The sequence below is a fragment of the Bordetella genomosp. 9 genome (genome assembly GCF_002261425.1).
In the GTDB taxonomy this organism is placed as follows: domain Bacteria; phylum Pseudomonadota; class Gammaproteobacteria; order Burkholderiales; family Burkholderiaceae_B; genus Bordetella_C.
Genome location: NZ_NEVJ01000001.1, coordinates 1,111,959 through 1,129,692 on the forward strand (window position 1 = coordinate 1,111,959; position 17,734 = coordinate 1,129,692).

At 60.1% G+C, this 17,734-nt stretch carries 25 protein-coding genes; all 25 read left to right on the forward strand.

The window, feature by feature from the left end; genetic code table 11:
• The first annotated feature begins 2 nt into the window (after nucleotides 1-2).
• The 25 genes from CAL26_RS05075 (at nucleotide 3) to CAL26_RS05190 (ending at nucleotide 17,728) form a co-directional block, all read left to right on the forward strand.
• Nucleotides 3-416 carry a recombination protein NinB gene (locus CAL26_RS05075; RefSeq protein WP_094845789.1) on the forward strand — a complete coding sequence of 138 codons (414 nt, stop codon included), beginning with the start codon at nucleotides 3-5 and terminating at the stop codon, nucleotides 414-416.
• Complete coding sequence (locus CAL26_RS05080; protein ID WP_094845790.1) at nucleotides 416-817, forward strand: nuclease domain-containing protein; 402 nt, start codon at nucleotides 416-418, stop codon at nucleotides 815-817. The genes CAL26_RS05075 and CAL26_RS05080 overlap by 1 nt, the downstream gene beginning before the upstream one ends.
• Nucleotides 814-1,539: a hypothetical protein gene (locus tag CAL26_RS28015; RefSeq protein WP_143277352.1), complete on the forward strand. Its 726-nt coding sequence runs from the start codon at nucleotides 814-816 to the stop codon at nucleotides 1,537-1,539. The genes CAL26_RS05080 and CAL26_RS28015 overlap by 4 nt, the downstream gene beginning before the upstream one ends.
• The gene (locus tag CAL26_RS05085; RefSeq protein WP_094845791.1) at nucleotides 1,536-1,862 is read left to right on the forward strand and encodes a hypothetical protein; all 327 of its coding nucleotides are present in this window, start codon (nucleotides 1,536-1,538) and stop codon (nucleotides 1,860-1,862) included. The genes CAL26_RS28015 and CAL26_RS05085 overlap by 4 nt, the downstream gene beginning before the upstream one ends.
• A complete protein-coding gene (locus tag CAL26_RS05090) occupies nucleotides 1,859-2,809 on the forward strand; it encodes a DnaB-like helicase C-terminal domain-containing protein (RefSeq protein WP_094845792.1) in 951 nt (316 codons plus the stop codon). Before CAL26_RS05085 ends, CAL26_RS05090 begins: the two co-directional genes overlap by 4 nt.
• A complete protein-coding gene (locus CAL26_RS05095; protein WP_094845793.1) occupies nucleotides 2,806-3,156 on the forward strand; it encodes a hypothetical protein in 351 nt (116 codons plus the stop codon). Before CAL26_RS05090 ends, CAL26_RS05095 begins: the two co-directional genes overlap by 4 nt.
• Entirely contained in the window at nucleotides 3,153-3,527 is a 375-nt protein-coding gene (locus CAL26_RS05100) for a hypothetical protein (RefSeq protein ID WP_094845794.1), read from the forward strand. The genes CAL26_RS05095 and CAL26_RS05100 overlap by 4 nt, the downstream gene beginning before the upstream one ends.
• Nucleotides 3,524-3,865 (forward strand): DUF1064 domain-containing protein, encoded by a 342-nt coding sequence (locus tag CAL26_RS05105; RefSeq protein ID WP_094845795.1) that lies wholly within the window; start codon nucleotides 3,524-3,526, stop codon nucleotides 3,863-3,865. Before CAL26_RS05100 ends, CAL26_RS05105 begins: the two co-directional genes overlap by 4 nt.
• Nucleotides 3,865-4,386: a hypothetical protein gene (locus tag CAL26_RS05110; protein ID WP_094845796.1), complete on the forward strand. Its 522-nt coding sequence runs from the start codon at nucleotides 3,865-3,867 to the stop codon at nucleotides 4,384-4,386. Before CAL26_RS05105 ends, CAL26_RS05110 begins: the two co-directional genes overlap by 1 nt.
• Nucleotides 4,387-4,559: 173 nt before the next feature.
• Nucleotides 4,560-4,898 (forward strand): hypothetical protein, encoded by a 339-nt coding sequence (locus tag CAL26_RS05115; RefSeq protein ID WP_094845797.1) that lies wholly within the window; start codon nucleotides 4,560-4,562, stop codon nucleotides 4,896-4,898.
• A gap of 52 nt (nucleotides 4,899-4,950) precedes the next feature.
• Nucleotides 4,951-5,391: a terminase small subunit-like protein gene (locus tag CAL26_RS05120; RefSeq protein WP_179283255.1), complete on the forward strand. Its 441-nt coding sequence runs from the start codon at nucleotides 4,951-4,953 to the stop codon at nucleotides 5,389-5,391.
• Entirely contained in the window at nucleotides 5,392-6,657 is a 1,266-nt protein-coding gene (locus tag CAL26_RS05125) for a PBSX family phage terminase large subunit (RefSeq protein ID WP_094845798.1), read from the forward strand.
• Nucleotides 6,657-8,801 carry a portal protein gene (locus CAL26_RS05130; RefSeq protein WP_094845799.1) on the forward strand — a complete coding sequence of 715 codons (2,145 nt, stop codon included), beginning with the start codon at nucleotides 6,657-6,659 and terminating at the stop codon, nucleotides 8,799-8,801. Before CAL26_RS05125 ends, CAL26_RS05130 begins: the two co-directional genes overlap by 1 nt.
• Entirely contained in the window at nucleotides 8,788-9,102 is a 315-nt protein-coding gene (locus CAL26_RS05135) for a hypothetical protein (protein WP_094845800.1), read from the forward strand. The genes CAL26_RS05130 and CAL26_RS05135 overlap by 14 nt, the downstream gene beginning before the upstream one ends.
• Nucleotides 9,095-9,553: a hypothetical protein gene (locus tag CAL26_RS05140; protein WP_094845801.1), complete on the forward strand. Its 459-nt coding sequence runs from the start codon at nucleotides 9,095-9,097 to the stop codon at nucleotides 9,551-9,553. The genes CAL26_RS05135 and CAL26_RS05140 overlap by 8 nt, the downstream gene beginning before the upstream one ends.
• A gap of 119 nt (nucleotides 9,554-9,672) precedes the next feature.
• Nucleotides 9,673-10,638: a hypothetical protein gene (locus tag CAL26_RS05145; RefSeq protein ID WP_094845802.1), complete on the forward strand. Its 966-nt coding sequence runs from the start codon at nucleotides 9,673-9,675 to the stop codon at nucleotides 10,636-10,638.
• Nucleotides 10,639-10,642: 4 nt separating this feature from the next.
• Nucleotides 10,643-11,581, forward strand: coding sequence for a DUF5309 domain-containing protein (locus CAL26_RS05150; RefSeq protein ID WP_094845803.1), 939 nt, complete (start codon nucleotides 10,643-10,645; stop codon nucleotides 11,579-11,581).
• 44 nt (nucleotides 11,582-11,625) lie between these two features.
• Nucleotides 11,626-11,940, forward strand: coding sequence for a hypothetical protein (locus CAL26_RS05155; protein WP_094845804.1), 315 nt, complete (start codon nucleotides 11,626-11,628; stop codon nucleotides 11,938-11,940).
• Nucleotides 11,937-12,518 (forward strand): phage adaptor protein, encoded by a 582-nt coding sequence (locus CAL26_RS05160; RefSeq protein ID WP_094845805.1) that lies wholly within the window; start codon nucleotides 11,937-11,939, stop codon nucleotides 12,516-12,518. The genes CAL26_RS05155 and CAL26_RS05160 overlap by 4 nt, the downstream gene beginning before the upstream one ends.
• Complete coding sequence (locus tag CAL26_RS05165) at nucleotides 12,518-13,729, forward strand: hypothetical protein (RefSeq protein ID WP_094845806.1); 1,212 nt, start codon at nucleotides 12,518-12,520, stop codon at nucleotides 13,727-13,729. The genes CAL26_RS05160 and CAL26_RS05165 overlap by 1 nt, the downstream gene beginning before the upstream one ends.
• Before the next feature lie 2 nt (nucleotides 13,730-13,731).
• Nucleotides 13,732-15,276 (forward strand): hypothetical protein, encoded by a 1,545-nt coding sequence (locus tag CAL26_RS05170; RefSeq protein WP_094845807.1) that lies wholly within the window; start codon nucleotides 13,732-13,734, stop codon nucleotides 15,274-15,276.
• Nucleotides 15,276-15,770, forward strand: a complete 495-nt coding sequence (locus CAL26_RS05175) for a hypothetical protein (RefSeq protein WP_094845808.1) — start codon at nucleotides 15,276-15,278, stop codon at nucleotides 15,768-15,770. Before CAL26_RS05170 ends, CAL26_RS05175 begins: the two co-directional genes overlap by 1 nt.
• 1 nt (nucleotide 15,771) lies before the next feature.
• Entirely contained in the window at nucleotides 15,772-16,173 is a 402-nt protein-coding gene (locus tag CAL26_RS05180) for a hypothetical protein (RefSeq protein ID WP_094845809.1), read from the forward strand.
• A 2-nt stretch (nucleotides 16,174-16,175) separates the two neighbouring features.
• Nucleotides 16,176-16,601 (forward strand): hypothetical protein, encoded by a 426-nt coding sequence (locus CAL26_RS05185; protein ID WP_094845810.1) that lies wholly within the window; start codon nucleotides 16,176-16,178, stop codon nucleotides 16,599-16,601.
• Entirely contained in the window at nucleotides 16,598-17,728 is a 1,131-nt protein-coding gene (locus CAL26_RS05190; RefSeq protein WP_094845811.1) for a hypothetical protein, read from the forward strand. The genes CAL26_RS05185 and CAL26_RS05190 overlap by 4 nt, the downstream gene beginning before the upstream one ends.
• Nucleotides 17,729-17,734 lie beyond the last annotated feature (6 nt).

A 17,734-nucleotide genomic window follows, 5' to 3' on the forward strand; every position in this document is an offset into this window, starting at 1 on the left:
CCATGAACAACCGCCCGATACGCCTCACCCCCGTCACGCGCCCCAAGGTTCTGCAGTCGATTGCTGCGGCACCTGATGGGGTCTACGTCCACATCAAGGAATCCAAGCGTAGCTTGGAGCAGAACGCACGTATGTGGGCGATGTTGGGCGACGTGTCGAAGCAGGTCGTTTGGACGGTCAATGGTCATGCGGAGAAGCTCTCTCCAGAAGAGTGGAAGACCATCATCACAGCCAGTCTGCGGGAAGAGAACCGCATGGCTCCGGGTGTACGCGGTGGCTTCGTGATGCTTGGGACTTCGACCAGCTCCATGACGATCAAGGAAATGACGGAGGTCATCGACTTCCTGTTCCACTTCGGCGCGGAGCACGACGTCATTTGGTCGGAGAAGGTTGTCATGCCGGGATGGATCCAGTGATGTTAGGCCGCTCCCGTCCTATCCGCCGTCGTCGCCGCACTCCGCGCCCGACAAAGACCCTGTACCGCAATCGCGAACTGCTGGACCTGGCAGCGGGTCAGCCCTGCCTCATTCGCGTCCCTGGTGTCTGCTGCGGCGACCCTGCCACGGTGGTGGCGTGCCACGCAAACGAATCCCGGTTTGGCAAAGCCAAGGGACTGAAGAGCCATGACTGGGCTGCGGCCTGGGGCTGCTGGATGTGTCATCAATGGGTCGATAGCGCTAATAACGTATCAAAAATGATACGTGACGCCTACCTGGAGGACGGCATCAAGCGGACTCGGCTGGCGATCATGCAACTCGGGAAGTGGCCCGACGAGGCTGAGGCTGGCTATCAGCTGGTGTTTGGGGAGGCGGCATGAAGCGGCCTGCATTCCAGTTCTACCCCGGCGATTGGCGCAAGGATGCCGCGCTTCAGAGCTGCTCCCTGGAAGCCCGTGGGCTTTGGCATGAGTTGCTTTGCCTGATGCACGAGTGCGAGCCCTACGGGCATCTGGCGATCAATGGCAACCCGATGAAACCCGCCCAGGTTGCGCGGTTGGTCGGCGTATCTGAGCGCGATTACCGGAAGCTGCTGGCAGAACTGACCGAGGCCGGCGTCCCATCGTTCACGGACGATGGTGTGGTGTTCTCGCGCCGGATGGTTAGAGACGAGCATATCCGGAACGTAAGGGCCGAGGCTGGAAAGCTTGGAGGAAACCCGAGTTTGCTTGGAGATAAGGTTAAGCAAAAGGATAAGCAAACCTCCAACCAAGATCCAACCCCTTCATCTTCTTCTTCATCTTCAAAGAAAAAACATACGTCGGCTGACGCCTCCTTGCCTGCCCGGTTTGCAGAATTCTGGGATACCTGGCCAGCATCCGAGCGGAAGGTGGCAAAGGCCAAGTGTGCCCAGAAGTGGAGGGCCCGAAGGCTCGATGACGTTGCAGACCAGATCCTTGCCCACGTCGAGGCGTTGAAGTCGTCGAAATCCTGGCGTGACGGTTTTGAACCTGCCCCCCTGACGTATCTGAATCAATCCCGCTGGGAGGACGGTGTTCCTGCGGACGGGGGTAGATCAGAACTCTTCGAGGGTGGGATATGACCGGGCAGAACGCAATCGTCGAACTGCGCATGCGGGGCTACACCCCTGCAAGCGTGGTGGTGCATGTCCTGGCTTCCGAGCCCCGGTACTTCGAGGGAACGCACCCTGAGAACCTGATGAACAGCGGGTTCCTGCCGGAGATTGACGTTCTGCCAACCGACAACCCAGCCACGCTGGATTTCCGCTGCTTGCACGGGGTTTTGGTGCATGTGGTGGGTCTGAACCACAGGCGTGTCAGGGCAGCATTTAACCGCATCCAGCAGTTCGATCCTGCCGAAATCCTGGCCGTGACCGACGAGCTGCTGCACTGGAAACCGGAATGAGCAACGTCCAAAAACTCATCATTCCATCGTCCATGAACTTCCAGGAATACATGGTCGATGCAGAACCCAAGGCGAAGGTGCTATCGCCCGAGGCGTGGCGCGACGAATTGATCGCCTCTACCCAGGGTGGGCATTCCCTGTCTGGGGCAAAGCTTCCGTGGGGGAAGACTCACGAGCACATCCGATTCCGCGGCGGAGAAGTGACGCTGTGGCAGGGGATCAACGGCCACGGGAAAAGCCAGCTCCTGGGGCAAAGCACGATGTCCTTTGCCGCCCAGGGCGAAAAGGTGTGCGTCGCCAGCTTCGAGATGAAGCCGCTGTCTACGCTGAAACGGATGCTTCGGCAGGCGTCCAGGAACGGCAACCCGGGCGAAGTGATGGCGAACCGCCTAATCGACTGGCTGGAAGGGAAGTATTGGTTCTACGACCAACAGGGCCAGGTCAAGCCGGAGATGATGTATGCGGTCATCCGGTACTGCGCCGACAAGCTCAAGATCAAGCATATCGTCATCGATAGCCTGATGAAGTGCGTACGCGGGGAAGACGACTACAACGGGCAGAAGGACTTCGTGGACATGCTCACGGCTCTGGCTCGTGACCACAACGTCCACATCCACCTTGTCCACCACGTCCGCAAGGCTGAAAACGAGGACAAGGTGCCGGGCAAGTTCGATGCCAAGGGCTCCGGGGCAATCTCGGATCAGGTCGATCAAGTTCTGACGGTATGGCGCAACAAGGCCAAGGAGCGGGCCGTCGAGCAGGCGCAGCGCAGTGGAGCCCAGCTGGACGAGAAGAATGCCAGCGCCCCCGACGCACTGCTTATCTGCGACAAAAACCGCCACGGGGAATGGGAAGGGAAGATCAACCTTTGGTACGACCCGCAATCCCTTCAATACACATCTGACAAGCGGTGCATTCCGCTGGACCTGTTAGGGGAAGATCGATGAGCAACCAAAGCATCCGCGAACAGATCTTAGAACTCCTCGAGTACGAGGGGAATATGACCACATCCAGGATCGCCCTGGAGACTGACAAGAACTCCCGGAGTGTCGCCTCACTCCTGTCTGACATGCACAAGAAATCGATTGTGCATATTGACTCCTGGGAGCCCAGTGTGAACGGCAAGCGACCGGCTGCGATCTGGGCCATAGGGAGCGACGAAGACGCGGAATACTCGCTGCCCCGTCCGCCTGCGGACCGCGCGGTGATTCAGGCTATGGCCGCATGGGCTGACCGTGCGCTGTTCGGCCCTTTCGCCACTGCCATGTGGAATGTCACCCAGGGGGTGCGATGAGCAGGTTGGAATACTTCGAGCTGATGCCCATGCCGGTTGTTGTTGCGGCCTGCTTCGATCCTGGCCAGTTCCAGAAAGAGATGAGGCGGCTCAGGGTGACAGGGGCTCCTCCGTTCACGGCTGGCTCGCCGGCCTGCGTGCATACCTTCGAGCAGGGTACGTCCATCCGGCAGATCATGTGCCTTGACCATGAAATGCTGGAAGACAAGACGCCTATCGAGGTCGCTGCGCTTCTCTGCCACGAGGCAGTCCACGTCATGCAGGAGTGCCGAGACTGGATGAATGAGAAGTCGGCTGGGTCCGAGTGGGAGGCTTTCATGGTGCAGGCCGTGGCGCAGTTCTTCATGAGCAAGTATACGGAGGTGGCATGAATCGAAACTTCGCCCTGGGCCGCCTCAAGACCGGACAGCTCAACAAGACCGAACAGGCATATGCCGACTACCTATCCCAGCTCCAGGCCGTAGGAGGGATTCTCTGGCACAAGTTTGAGGGGATGAAGTTCCGATTAGCCGACAACACGTTTTACACGCCGGATTTCATCGTCATGCAGCCTGGGGGGCAGTTGGAGGCTCATGAGGTCAAAGGGTTCTGGCAAGAGGATGCCAGGGTGAAGATTAAGGTGGCATCTTCAATTTTTCCGCTGAAGTTCATCGCAGTACGGCCACGTCCAAAGTCAAAGGGCGGCGGCTGGGACATGGAGGAGTTCTGATGACCTGGCGCCATCGCTGGGAGCTGGGGGATCCCGCCAAAGTCTACGAGCGGATAGAGGCGGGCAAGCGCAACAAAGAGCGGCGTGAATTGAAGGCAGACCCCTTTGGGGCGATTTGGAGAAAGGGGGTAATGGTCATGGACCGAGACGATAGCGAGCGCATCGAAGAACTGCTGATGACCTGGTACGAGTGGGCCAGGGCGTACCGGCCAGCTTTGGGCGCGCCTAAGGTATCGCCGTATGGGCGCGGAGCGGACAGCAGCGATGTCTATGCGGACGGGGACGAGATAGACTCCAGGCTACGCGCAGCAGATGCCGAGGCGGTGGACGCATGCCTGAACGAGCTGACATGGCAGGCGCGGGCAGCGGTGGGCCTGAGCATGGCCGAGAAGGCGTCGGATGCCCGTGTGCTGCGCAACCCTAGCATGACGCTCGAAGAGGCGCACCAGCACTACCAGCAGGCAAAGCTTGACCTGGTGCCGCTGTTGCGCCGGCGCGGCATGCTCCAGATGGCCGCATGATTGGCTTGCAAGATGCTGACGTTTCGTCCAAAATATCGGGGTCGGGGCTCGTTCGCCCTGAGAAAACGTAAGCCCGCCAAGAAACTGAGCGGGTTTTTTGCATTTTGTCTATTTTGAGTGGGCAGCGTTCATCCGTGGATATACTCCTCTGACCTTAACCTGAGGAGATATGTATGCTTCGAGATGGCTTCTATAGGACGCAGGTTGTTGGTCCCTTTGGGAGCTCTGTTGGCGTCCTGGTTCTCGATAAGAACAAGGTGCGCGGCGGAGATGAGTTGTTCATCTACGAGGGCGAGCTCAATCAAAGCGGAACCGGGCAAGGCGCCACCGTCGTTAGCGCGGAGGTGTCCGCCCAGATTTACGTGGAGACTCATGCCCAGAGGCAGCAGATTTTCCGGGTGAACTGCGAGGGGTCCGCCCAGGACCGGTCCTTTCGGATCACCGGCAAATTTGCCGCAACCAATGAAATTATCCAGATGAGCGGGCAATACATCGCTCCGCTCGGTTTCTAAGGTTGCGCGCGTGGCAAAGCCGCCTTTGGGCGGCTTTTTTATTGACTGAGACATGAGCATAGGGCGTCCTTCCTCCTACACGGATGAAACGGCAGCTCTGATATGCGCTCGTCTGGCTGAAGGGGAAAGCCTGCGGACGATCTGCAAGGCGGAAGACTTGCCTTCGATGACCACGGTGATGCGGTGGCTGGCAGACAACGCCGTCTTCCGTGAGCAATACGCGCGCGCGAGGGAAGCCCAGGCCGACAAGCTGGCAGAGGAGATTCTGTCCATTGCGGATGACGGCCTGAATGACACCTATGTGGACGACGAAGGTAACAAGCGGACCGATCACGACGTGGTGGCCCGCTCTCGCCTGCGTGTGGACGCCCGTAAGTGGCTGGCCTCCAAGATGGCCCCGAAGAAGTACGGGGACAAGATCGAGCACGTAGGCAACCCGGAAGAGCCGATCAACATGGCTCTGACGATCAAGTTCAAGGCGCCAGGGGAATAGATGGGCGCCCGCGATCTACCGGTACTGGAGTTCCCTGAAAAACTCCAGTGCCTGTTCCGTCCTGCGCGCTTCAAGGTGGCGCACGGTGGGCGGGGTTCGGCAAAGTCGTGGTCGTTCGCCCGGGCGCTGCTGGCTTTAGGCTCGCAGCGAAAGCTCCGGATCCTCTGCACGCGGGAAGTGCAGAAGTCGATCAAGGATTCCGTGCACAAGCTGCTGTCCGACCAGGTGGAAGGGATTGGCCTGGGCTGGTTCTACGAAGTGCTGGCGACCGAGATACGCGGCGCGAACGGTACGGAGTTCATCTTTACTGGGCTGTCTGACCAGACGGCCGAATCGATCAAGTCTTATGAGGGCGTCGATATTGTGTGGGTCGAGGAAGCCAAGAACGTCAGCAAGCGTTCCTGGAGCATCCTGATTCCGACGATCCGGAAGGACGGTTCGGAAATCTGGGTGTCCTTCAATCCCGAGCTGGAGACGGACGAGACCTATTCGCGCTTCGTGCTGAATCCCCCGGATAACGCGGTGGTCGTCCAGATCAATTTCAGCGACAACCCGTGGTTCCCGGCAGTGCTGGAGCAAGAGCGGCTTGACTGCTTGAAGCGCGACCCGAAGGGCTACGCGCAGATATGGGAAGGGAAGTGCCTGCCGGCCGTGGCTGGGGCGATCTACTACGACGAGATCCAGGCAGCCCAGGATGACGGGCGGATCGCCAGCGTGCCGTATGACCCGATGCTCAAGGTCCATGTGGTCCTTGATCTGGGCTGGAACGACGCGATGTTCGTGTCCCTGGTCCAGAAGGTCCGCAGCGAGATACGGGTCATCACCAGCCTGGAAGACAGCCACAAGACGTTGGATTGGTGGTCGGCCGAGCTGCGCAAGCTGAACATTAACTGGGGAACGATGTTCCTCCCCCACGACGGCGAGCACAAGGACTTCAAGACTGCCAAGAGCGCCAAGGAAATCATGGAGGCGCTGGGGTGGACGGTGAAGATCACGCCGAATCTGCGGGTGGAAGAGGGTATCAAGCTGACCCGCATGGCCTTCCCGCAGATGGTGTTCGACAAGGTAAAGGCGGACCGCATCGTCCAGTGCGCCAAGCGCTACCGCCGTAGCATCAACCAGCAAACCAACGAGCCAGGCTCTCCGCTCCATGACGAGTGGAGCCACGGCGCGGACAACCTGCGGTACATCGCAATCAACGCTGACCAGATGACAAACGAAGATTGGGGCGGACCGCTCCGCTATCCTGACTTGGGGACGTTCTGATGCCGAAGCTATCGGACGAAGAATTCCACAAGATCCTGGATAGCCAGATCAACGAGGCCGCGTCTTGGCAGGAAGAGCACCTGAAGGACGACCGGGACCGAAACTACCGGTATTACCTGGGTTGGGCTGAACCTGCGCCTGCTGGCCGCTCCCAGGCTGTGTCCTGGGACGTATACGAGACCGTCGAGTCTGCGCTCCCCGACCTGATCGAAATCTTCCTCTCCGGCGACAACGTGGCTGAGTACGAGCCCGTGGGCCAGGAGGACGAAGCCTACGCGCAGCAGGCGACCGACTACATCAACTACATCTTCCTGAAGCAAAACCCCGGCTTCCTGATCATGAATACCTGGATCAAGGACGCCTTGCTGTCGAAGATGGGGATTGTCCGGGCGTACTGGGCGACCTGCGAGAAGGTCACGCGCAAGGACTATACGGGCATTGATGAGGACCAGCTGACGCAGTTGCTGGCTGACCCTGACGCCGAAGTCGATGAGCAGTCCACGCAGGATGACCCGCAGGATGTGGCTGCCCGGGAGCAAGCCGCCCAGGTGCTGAACACCCTGGCGCCCGAGATGCGCGGCCAGGTCGAGGCGTATCTGGCCAGCCCTGTTCGGCAGCTGTACGACGTGACGATCAAGACCACGCGCAAGAAAGGGCGGGTCTACATCGACAACGTGCAGCCTGAGAACTTCATCGTCACGCCACGGGCGAAGAACATCGGCGCGGCTGACATCGTGGGCGAGATGAAGTACATGTCCCGTTCCGACATGCTGGAGGCTGGGTACAAGAAGTCGGACGTGATGAAAGTGCAGTCGTTCGACACGATCCTGTCCGAGGATGGCGGGATCGCCCAGACTGCCAACGACGAGACGGAATCGAACCGCGACACCCAGGAGTGGCCGGACAAGGCGACCGAGGAAGTCCTGGTCTTCGACGGCTTTATCCGCCTGGACTATGACGGCGACGGGATCGCGGAATGGCGGCGGGTGGTCCGTGGCGGAAACCTGACGCTCGCGAACGACGACGCAGAGGACCACGACTTTGTGGTCATGTCGCCCATCCTGATCCCGCACCGGCTGGTGGGGATGGCCCTGGCCGACCCTGTGGTCCCGATCCAGCAGTCCAGCACGGCAATGCAGCGGCAGTACATCGACTCGCTGATGCTGGCGAACAATCCGCGTACGTACGTCAACACCCAGGCTGGGGTGAACCTGGACGACCTGCTGAACAATCGGATTGGCGGCATCGTCCGGGGCCAGCAGCCGATGCAGAACGCCATTTCGCCCCTGGTGACCACCAACGTAGCGGACTCGGCGCTTCAGGGCATCGAGTTCATGGACAGCCGCAGGGAAGCCCGTACCGGCATCACCCGGTACAACCAGGGCTTGGATGCGGACAGCCTGAACAAGACCGCCACGGGCGTCAGCAAGATCATGACGGCCGGCGACCGGCGCAAGCTGATGATGGCCCGCATCATGGCTGAGACGGGCGTCAAAGACCTGTTCCGTCTTCTGCTTCGGCTGGTGACGGAGAACCAGGATAAGCCGGCGACGATCAAGCTGCGCAACCAATGGGTTCAGATGGACCCCACGGGCTGGTCGCCTGAGATGGACGTGACCATCGAGACGGGCCTGGGCTCCGGCGACAAGTCGCAGATGGTCGCGATCCTTAACCAGGTGCTGACGATCCAGCAGACCGCGATCGGCGCGCAGGCGCCCGTGGTGACGATGAAGAACGTCTACAACACGCTGGCCCAGCTGGTGAAGGTTGCCGGGCTCAAGTACGTGGACAAGTACTTCACCGACCCAGGGGACGCCCCGGCACAGCCGCCGCAGGGGCAGAGCGACCAGGATCCGAACGCCACAGCATTGGCCCAGGCGCAAGTCCAATCCGCCCAGATTCAGCTCCAGGGCAAGCAGATGCAGGTTCAGGCCGACCGCGAAGCGCGCCAACTGGAATTCCAGATCGAACAGGTCAAGCTGCAACAGGCTCAAGTCCAGCTGGAGATTGCCAAAGCCAAACTCGGGCTCGAGCAGGCTGAGGCGGGCAGCAAGGCCGCTTTGGCATCCCGCGAGCAGGATCGCAAGGACTTGGAAACTGTCGCCAACCTGAGCCGCCCGGAGGTTCCGCATGGAGCTCAATGACAAGGATCAGCAGGACCTGGACCGATCGATCCAGGCTGAGCGGATCATGCAAGACCCGCTGGTACTGGAAGCGCTGTCGCTAATGGACCAGCACATCCACGATCTGTGGGCAGGTGAGGGACAGACGCTCCTAGGTCCTGCCGACCGAGAAGAGTTGTACCGGATGCTCCAGGCAAAGAACCGGTTTATCGCTGCCTTCGAAGCGTATTTGCAGAACGGGGCAGCAGCGCGGCACATGCTGGAGATGGCGCCGCCTTCGAAGACCTTCCTTCAACGCATCAAGGAGTACATCCATGGCTAAGAAAACCGACACCCAGGCGAAGGATATCGACGCCGAACGCAAGGCTGCCTCCCAGCCGGTCAACGACAAGATGGTCGAGGACCAGCAGACTGGCGGCACCAACGACGCCGTGACGGAGACGACCGTGCAGGTCGAGCCCGTGCAACCGGCTGGCATCGTGGAAGCCAACCCGCCTGTCGTGGGCGAAGCGCAACACGGCAACCAGCCCGTGGACTACGCCCCCAAGGCCGAGCTCGAGGTTCCCAAGCCCGTCGATCTGAAAAGCCTACCGCCCTTCGACGCCTTCGTGCGCAAGCATGAAGACGCCGCGGCTGCCATCGGCCTGGTCGTGACCGGCCTGACCCATCCGCATGCGCCGGATACCAATGGCATCTACAAGGGCCGTGACGCTGGGATCCGAGTCGCCAAGGGCTCGCCATCCGCGCAGTACAGCGACGGTTCCAAGCACTGATTCAAGTATGGGCCTGCTGCCAGCCCTTTGATGGCAGCCGTAAGAAAGACCAACCGACTAGCCGCCCACTGAGGCGGCTTTTTTGTTGATCGGAGTCAAACCTTATAGGGATGCAAGCAATGCCTGAAGATTTCACCCTGGAAAACCTGGCGCAAGCCGTCGAATCGCAGATGAGCGATGAACCCGAAACCGAAGAGGATCACCCGGAGACGGAATCCGAGGCGGAAGAAGGAGGCGGCGAGAGCCAGGAGCGGGAAGCCGCTGACGACGAGGGCGCCGATTCGGAAGGATCCGAGGATGGTGAGGGCGATCAACCTGAAGAGGAATCGCCGCAGGACCGCGTGGTCAAGTGGAAGACTGCCGATGGTACCGAGTACGAGGTTCCGGAGTCCGAACTCCAGAAGGGTTACATGCGGGAGCAGGATTACCGCCAGAAGACCCAGGGCCTCGCACGCGAACGTGAGCAGGCGGAAAGCGAGATCCAGAACCGAGCTCAACAGCAGGTCGCAGCGCTGAACCTGTATGGCGAGAAGATTGGCGAATTGCACATGGCCCGCGCGGCGGTGGCGCATCTGGAATCTGCCCTCAAGCAGATCAACCGCGAAGATGACCCGTCCCGTTACGCCCTGGTGCAGTCCGACCTATCGACCGCCCGACAGACCGCGCAGGACCTGTCTGAACGGCTCGGCAAAGCAACTCAGCTGATGCAGTCGCAAGAGGCTGAACGGATCGCGAAGGGCCAGCAGGAGGCGGCGAAAGTCTTGTCTGCCGAAATGCCGGACTTTGGGAATCGTCTGAAGGCCTGGAACAAGCACGCTGTCGAGACCTATGGGTTCAAGCCCGAGGAATTGAGCCGCGTGACCGATCCGCGCGTCTTCCGCATGTTGGATGACGCAGTGAAGTTCCGCGACCTGCAAAACCGCAAGCCCGAAGCGGTGAAGAAGGCTGCCGCCGCGCCGCAAAAGCCGGCCAAGCAGACCCGTTCGACCCCGCCTTCGACCATTGAAACCGTCAGGAAGCGTTTCAATGCCAAACCCACCGTGGGTGGCCTGGCTGAAATGCTCATGGCAACTGGAAAGGTATGAAATCATGGCAAAACTCGCCAATTCCTTTGACACCTACACCGCAGTAGGTGACCGCGAATCCCTCTCGGACCAGATCTATCGGATCAGCCCGGAGGAAACCCCGTTCGTGTCGGCCATCGGCAAGGGCAAGGCCCAAGCCACGTTCGAAGAATGGCAGACCGACGCGCTGGCTACGCCCAGCAACAACAAGGTGGTGCAGGGTAACGAGGCCACTCCGGCCGCGCTGACCCCGACCGTCCGCCTGGGTAACCGTACCCAAATCTCGGAAAAGACGTACGCCATCACCGAGACGCAGGAAGCGGTGAACAAGGCCGGCCGCAAATCCGAAGTCGCGTACCAGGACGCCAAGAAGATGGTGGAACTGAAGCGCGATATCGAGTTCGCCGCGCTCCAGAACACGACCGCCATCGCTGGCGACGCCACGACCGCCCCGCAGTCGCGCGGCGTGCTGGGCTTCATCTACGGCAACACCAGCATCGGCACGGGTGGCGCGGACCCCAACCCGGTCACCAACACGGCGCCGACCGATGGCACGCAACGCGCGTTCACGGAAGCACTGCTGAACGAAGCCGCGACCAAGGCATGGGATGCCGGTGCGTCCGACAGCCTGTCCCTGTACGTGCCTTCGTCGCAGCGTCCGGTGTTTTCGTCCTTCGACGCGAACTCCACTAAGTTCCAGCGCACCGAAAGCAAGGAGCTGAACGCGACCATCGACGTCTACGTGGGTGACTTCGGCACCTACAAGGTCGTCAACAGCCGCTATCAGCGTCAGCGCGAAGTGTTCGGCATCGATACGGCGAAGTGGTCGATTCTGACCCTGCGCCCGATGAAGGGCCAGGACCTGGCGAAGACGGGTGACAACCGCAAGCGTCTGGTCAACACGGAATGGACGCTGAAGTGCGATGCGCCGCTGGCAAATTTTGCGGTCCGCGACCTGACCTAAGCCGCAACGAGAGGGAGAGGCCCGGGGAAACCCGGGCTTTTTTTATGGCCGGACGAATCCTGACCGCTGAAACGCGAAAAGTCACCCGATTCCATGAGTTGGAAGAGGGTTTCGCCATCGAAACGGTAGCCGATGTAGAGCCCGAGTTGGAGTTTGCCAAGGCACTCCACAACGAGGGCTTTCATCGCACCGCCTCGGGCGACAGGCATGTGGCGTCGATCCCAGCTGTGGTGCTGAACGCCTGGGCGATCAAGCGCGGCGTGACGTTTGACGCGGTGATGCAGGACAACCGGATCTTGAAAGAGTTTTTGAATGATCCCGATCACAGCCATTTCCGTGTGGATAAGGGCCAGGTATGAGCTTTGAGAGCTACACGGCGCTGACGACCTCCATCGCTGGGTGGATCAAGCGTAAGGACCAGCAGGCACGGATTCCGGACTTCATCGCCCTCTTTGAGGCCCGCATGAACCGAGTTCTGCGGACTACGAACCAGCGGAAATATGCGGCGCTCACCGTCTATGGCGGCTCGGTTGTCCTGCCTGACGACTTCCTCGAGCCCATCGCCATCGACGACGGCAAGGATGGGCTGAACTTCATGACGACCCTGCAATTCGGACCCAGCCAGGTCGAGAACGGGTTCTACGCGATAGAGGGTGGTTCCATCCTGGTGTCCGGCGATACCGGCCTGGTGAACCTTCGCTATTACGCGCGGATTCCGTCGCTGACCGCTGATATGCCCAGCAACTGGGTATTGGCCAATCACCCTGATGCGTACCTGTTCGGGGCGCTGACGGAGGCGGAACCCTATCTCTTGAACGACGCGCGTATGCAGATGTGGAAGGACCGTGGCGATACCGCTATTCAAGGTATCCAGCTCGCGGACGATCAGGCGCGATTCGCAGGTGGAACACTGGCTATTGGACGGGCGAGGCAATAATGGCGGTCGAGAACACTACAAAAATCAACGGACTGGATCCGACCAAGCCGGATGGGTCTAGCCCGAAGTCAGAGGGCGACGATCACCTGCGCCTGCTCAAGAACGTCTTGCAGCACTGCTTTGGTGGGTTCGCCGCGGAAGTGCTGCTGGCGGGCACGGAAGCGCAGGGCGCGACGGCAAACGACTACGTGGTGACGGTGGACCCGGCACCGACAGCGTATGCAGCCAATACCGTGCTGGTCTTCAAGGCGACGCATGCGAACACCGGGGCCGCGACGCTCAAGGTTGGCTCGCTAGCGGCTGTTTCCATCGTCAACCCGGAGGGTACGCCCATTCGCGCGAATGCGATTGTCGCTGACTGCATGACGATGGTCATATGCGACGGGACGAACTTCCGCCTGCTCGCCGGGAATAGCCAGGCGATCTATGACTACGTGGATCAGGCTCAGTTCCAGTCTTCCTTGCCAGGCCAGGCGTCGCAGGCTGGCAAGTTCCTCACCACGAACGGGACAACTGCGTCTTGGCAGCCTGCGCTACCCATCTACAACGCCGCACCGACTTCTAACATCGGTCCTATTTATCGTGGTGGAGTTGGGCCACAGGAATGGAATGGGTCGGCTTACGCCGCAGTTATTACCAAAGCAAGTATTGGGCTGGGCAACGTCGATAACACTTCCGACGCAAACAAGGGCATAAGCACCGCCACGCAAACCGCCTTGAACGCGAAGGCAAACCTTGCGAGTGCGGCATTCTCAGGGCCTATCACGGCCCCGTCTATTGTCTCAACGGGGAACATCTCGTCCGGCAGCGGAAGCGCGACGTTGACAACTTCAGGAGATCTGATCGGCGGGACGTGGGGCGGGACGCTCAGCTCATACTTTGCAAACGTCATCACGCCTAGCATCTCGAGCAAGGTATCTATCCGAGGCGGTTTCGGCGGCTCGGGGTATGTACTCAACAACTCGGGCAATGCTGTATCGATGGCTTGGGACGGCTCGCGGGTGAACTTGGGGGTAGACAGCACCAGCATGGGCGCGGTTTGGACGAGCGGGAACTTTGACCCAAGCAGCAAGCAGGCGGCGGGTAACTATCCGATCGTGACTGCGGCATCTGGCGGGATACCCGCTTTGCAATTCCGCTGGGATCCGGGGGCTGGTCGTATGCGTATGGTTGTGAACGGGGTTGACATCGGCTACATACAGGTGGCGTGACAATGTCATTCATTCCGTTCAAATCGATGGGGGCTGGCTTGAACCTGGACGGGTTCCCTCACGAGTTGGCGCCTGCTGAATGGTCCAATGGCCGGAACGTGCGTTTCAGGGACGGGTACTCCGAGAAAATGCAGGGGGAGGCCCTTGTAAACGGTACGCCATTGTTCGCGCCATACGCTCTTTTCCCGACGCAAGGAACATCCGGGCGCTATTGGGTCTACGCGGGATTGCAGAAACTCGCGTGTGTGCAGAACGTGACCCATACCGACATTACGCGCACTGCTGGCGCGTACACGGGGACAGCGGACGACCGATGGAATGGCGGCGTTCTATCGGGTGTGCTGGTCGTCAACAATGGGAAGGATATTCCGCAGTTCTGGGGCGGGAACCCTGCCACGAAAGCCGCAAACCTGACGGCCTGGCCCTCAACGTTGAGGGCAAAGGTCATCCGACCATTCCGAAACTACCTGTTCGCGCTGAACCTGACCGATAACGGCGCCGCACGCCCGTACGCGGTGCGCTGGTCTCATCCTGCCGACCCTGGGACGCTCCCAGTGTCTTGGGATATCACCGATCCGACCAAGGACGCAGGCCAGTTTGACCTTGCGGATACCAGTGATGTGATCGTCGATGCTGTCCCGCTGGGACAAAGCCTGATCGTCTACAAAGAGAACAGCATCTGGCAAATGGATTATGTGGGCGCGCCCTACATCTGGTCGAACAAGCCTGTGCCGGGCGCTGGCGTGGGTGCTCTGGCTCAGAACTGCGTGGTTCCCTACGCGGGTGGCCATATCGTTCTGACGCAGGGCGATGTGGTGAACTTCGACGGGTCCACTGCTCCCTCCATCGCGGATGCGCGTGTGCGTAAATGGCTGTTCGATAACCTGAACGCCGATACGTATCAGCGCTCATTCGCGGTGCCGAACTATCGACGCAACGAGGCGTGGTTGTGTGTGCCCCGTACCGGCTCTGACTGGCCCGATACGGCACTCATCTATAACTGGAAAGATGGCACGTGGGGCATTCGTGATCTGGGCCAAACTTCCGCGGGCGCTTCAGGCACCATAGTCTATAGCCTGGGCAATTCCTGGGATGCTGACCCGGACCCCTGGGATACCGACGACACCGCTTGGAACCAGTACGAGTACACGCAGGCATCTCCGCGCGTGGTGCTGGCATCTGCCGTGAACAGCTCATTGTCGCTGGTAGATACTGGCAAGACCTTCAAGGGTCAAGCCTTCACCAGCTACGTCGAAAAGACAGGCATGTCCTTTGACACCCCGGAAATGGTCAAGTACTGCAAGGGGATTCGACTGCGTGTTGAGGCCCAGGCTGGGACTGTGCTGAACGTCTATGGCGGGGCGCAGGACGACCTTGAAGGCGCCGTGACGTGGACCGACCCAGTTCAGTATGTGGTGGGAGAAGGCCTACAGGCCGACATGGAATTTGAGGGTCGATATCTGGCGGTTCGGATCGAATCGACCGGTATTGTGTCCTGGCGGTTGAAGCAATTCGATATGGACGTGACCGTGGTAGGGGGATATTGATGGCATATTCACCCGCCAATCCCCCCGTCGAGTACGACGCTGTGTGGATGCGCCAGGAGCTACAGAAGATCCGGGAGGCAATGACAGGGCAGCAGCCGTTTGCCTACCTGGATATGCAATATGTCGCACCCCCCAAGCCGCGTGAAGGCATGATCGCGCTCGCAGACGGCACGCAGTGGAATCCTGGGCAGGGGAAGGGCTATTACGGCTACTTTGGTGGCCAGTGGGTGCCGTCAGGGCTGCCTGTCGGGACTTCAGCGACGATTGCGGGAAAACAGCCGGCCGGCAACTATGTGACGCGCGGTGGCAACGCGGTCAATGTGGCGTGGACTGCCCAGGGAACTACCGGCGCTCTGAAATTAACCATTGACACCACAAACCAGAACTGGCTCGTTAATACGCTAACCGGCAATGTCGTGCAGTTTGGATGGGATGGTTCTGGTCTTTCTGTCTACATCGACGGCACGCGCATCGGTGCGGTGACGACTCACTGACATGGGATACCGACTGCAACAGGGCTACGACGGCGTTGTGGCGACGCAGGACGACGGGTCGGTTCTCTGGATCGCCAACAACCCAGATGACGCCGCATGGCAGTCCTATGAGGCGTGGGCCAGCAACGGAAACACGCCTGATCCAGCTCCAGGCTTACCGATCATTGTTCCCCAATCGGTCACCCGCTACCAAGGCGAAGTCTACATGCGTCGCATCGGGATATGGGCGACGGCTGACGGCCTCTTTTCCACCATGGCAGACGACGACGAACGAAAGATTGCGTGGCTGCGTGCTCCTACGTTCAACCGTAGCAGCCCGGCGCTGAACTATGCGTGTGAGCAGATGGGCATCAGTGACGAACAGCGTGACACGATGTTTATCGAAGCCAACAAGATCATCTAGCCATGACTGAAATCGTGATCCGCATCCAGGGTGTTCCCACGGATGCGGTGCCGGCTATTTGGCCTTTGGTTCAAGAGTGGATCGCAGAAGCACTGGAGCGTGGCCAGTCGCTCGATACGCCCGATGACGTTCTGACTCGCATCCTCGCCAAGGAATATCAGCTCTGGGTGGTGGATGACGGTCAACCTGCTGCGGCTTTCGTGACGCGCATCTATTCGGGCTCGCTCGGCTCGGCTTTAGTCGCTGTGTGCCTGGGCGGGAAGGGAATGGATCGCTGGCTATTCGCGGTCGAAGACGTGATTTGTGGGTTCGCCAAAGACAAAGGATGCAAACGGGTCTATCTGCACGGTAGACGGGGATGGGTCAAGCGGCTGGCTCAATACGGATGGCAGGAAGACACGGTTAACGTGATGAAGGAAATAGCATGAGCAAGGGCGGCGGCGGAAGCAACGAACAGACCACCACGTCGGAACCGTGGGATGGGGTAAAGAAGTACCTCACGGGAAGCGGTGGCACAACGACCAAGACGCTACGCCCTGGTGCGGTGCCGATCGGCTATGAACAGGTGGGCAGCGGCGGTGACTATGACCCAGTGCGGCCTGGTCAGGGAGCCCCGATCTACGATCCGAACGACTACATCACGACGACCACGGGCGGCACTCCAGGTATCTACGGAGAGGCCCAGAATCTGTACCAGAATGGAGGCTGGACCTCCGGCATGCAGGACGTGGTGAACCAATGGCTTGCGTCCATTGGTGGCCGGCAGACCGATCAAAGCGGGGCGAGCGCGATTACCAATGCAGGGCAGTCCATCATCAACGGGAACGGCTCGCAGGTTGACCTGAATGCCGCTCGCGCATCGCAGGGTGCCCTAGACCCGACTGCGGCGCTACAGCAGATTCTCTCGGGCCAGGTCAACAATCCGTACCTGGACGACCAGATCGCTGCCTTGGGTAACGACCTGTCGAGCAATTTCCTCGAGAACGTCGCTCCGGGCCTGCGCTCTGGTGCCACTGCTGCGGGTGGCTTTGGCGGGTCGCGTCAAGGGATCGTGGAAGGGCTAGGTACGCAGGGCGTCACGGACGCTTTGGCGACGCAGGCCGCGAATCTGCGCGGGACCGCCTTCGAGAATGCTCAGAACCGGATGCAGACCACTGCCCAGGCGCTGAACGACCAGGCCGGGACAGTCGCTCAGAACAACATCAATAACCGCCTGAACGCGGCCCAGGTCGGCGCGTCGCTGATCGGCTCTGGCGCTGCCATGACGCAGCAGAACCAAGCGGCGGAAGACGCGCGCTATCAGCAGATGCTGTCTTTGCTGGGTGCGGGTGACAACTACAACTGGGCGAATCTGGGCAACTACGCCTCGATCATCTCTCCTGGCGCGGGTATTGGCGGCTCGAGCACGAGCTCAGTGTCTGGCGGGTCCAACCCCCTGGCCGGTGGGCTGGGTGGGGCTTTGGCTGGTGGCGCCATCGGGAACAGTATTGGAAGCGGCAACGGTGGCTATGGGGCGCTGATAGGCGGCGGTCTGGGCCTTCTGAGCGCGCTGTGAGGCCGA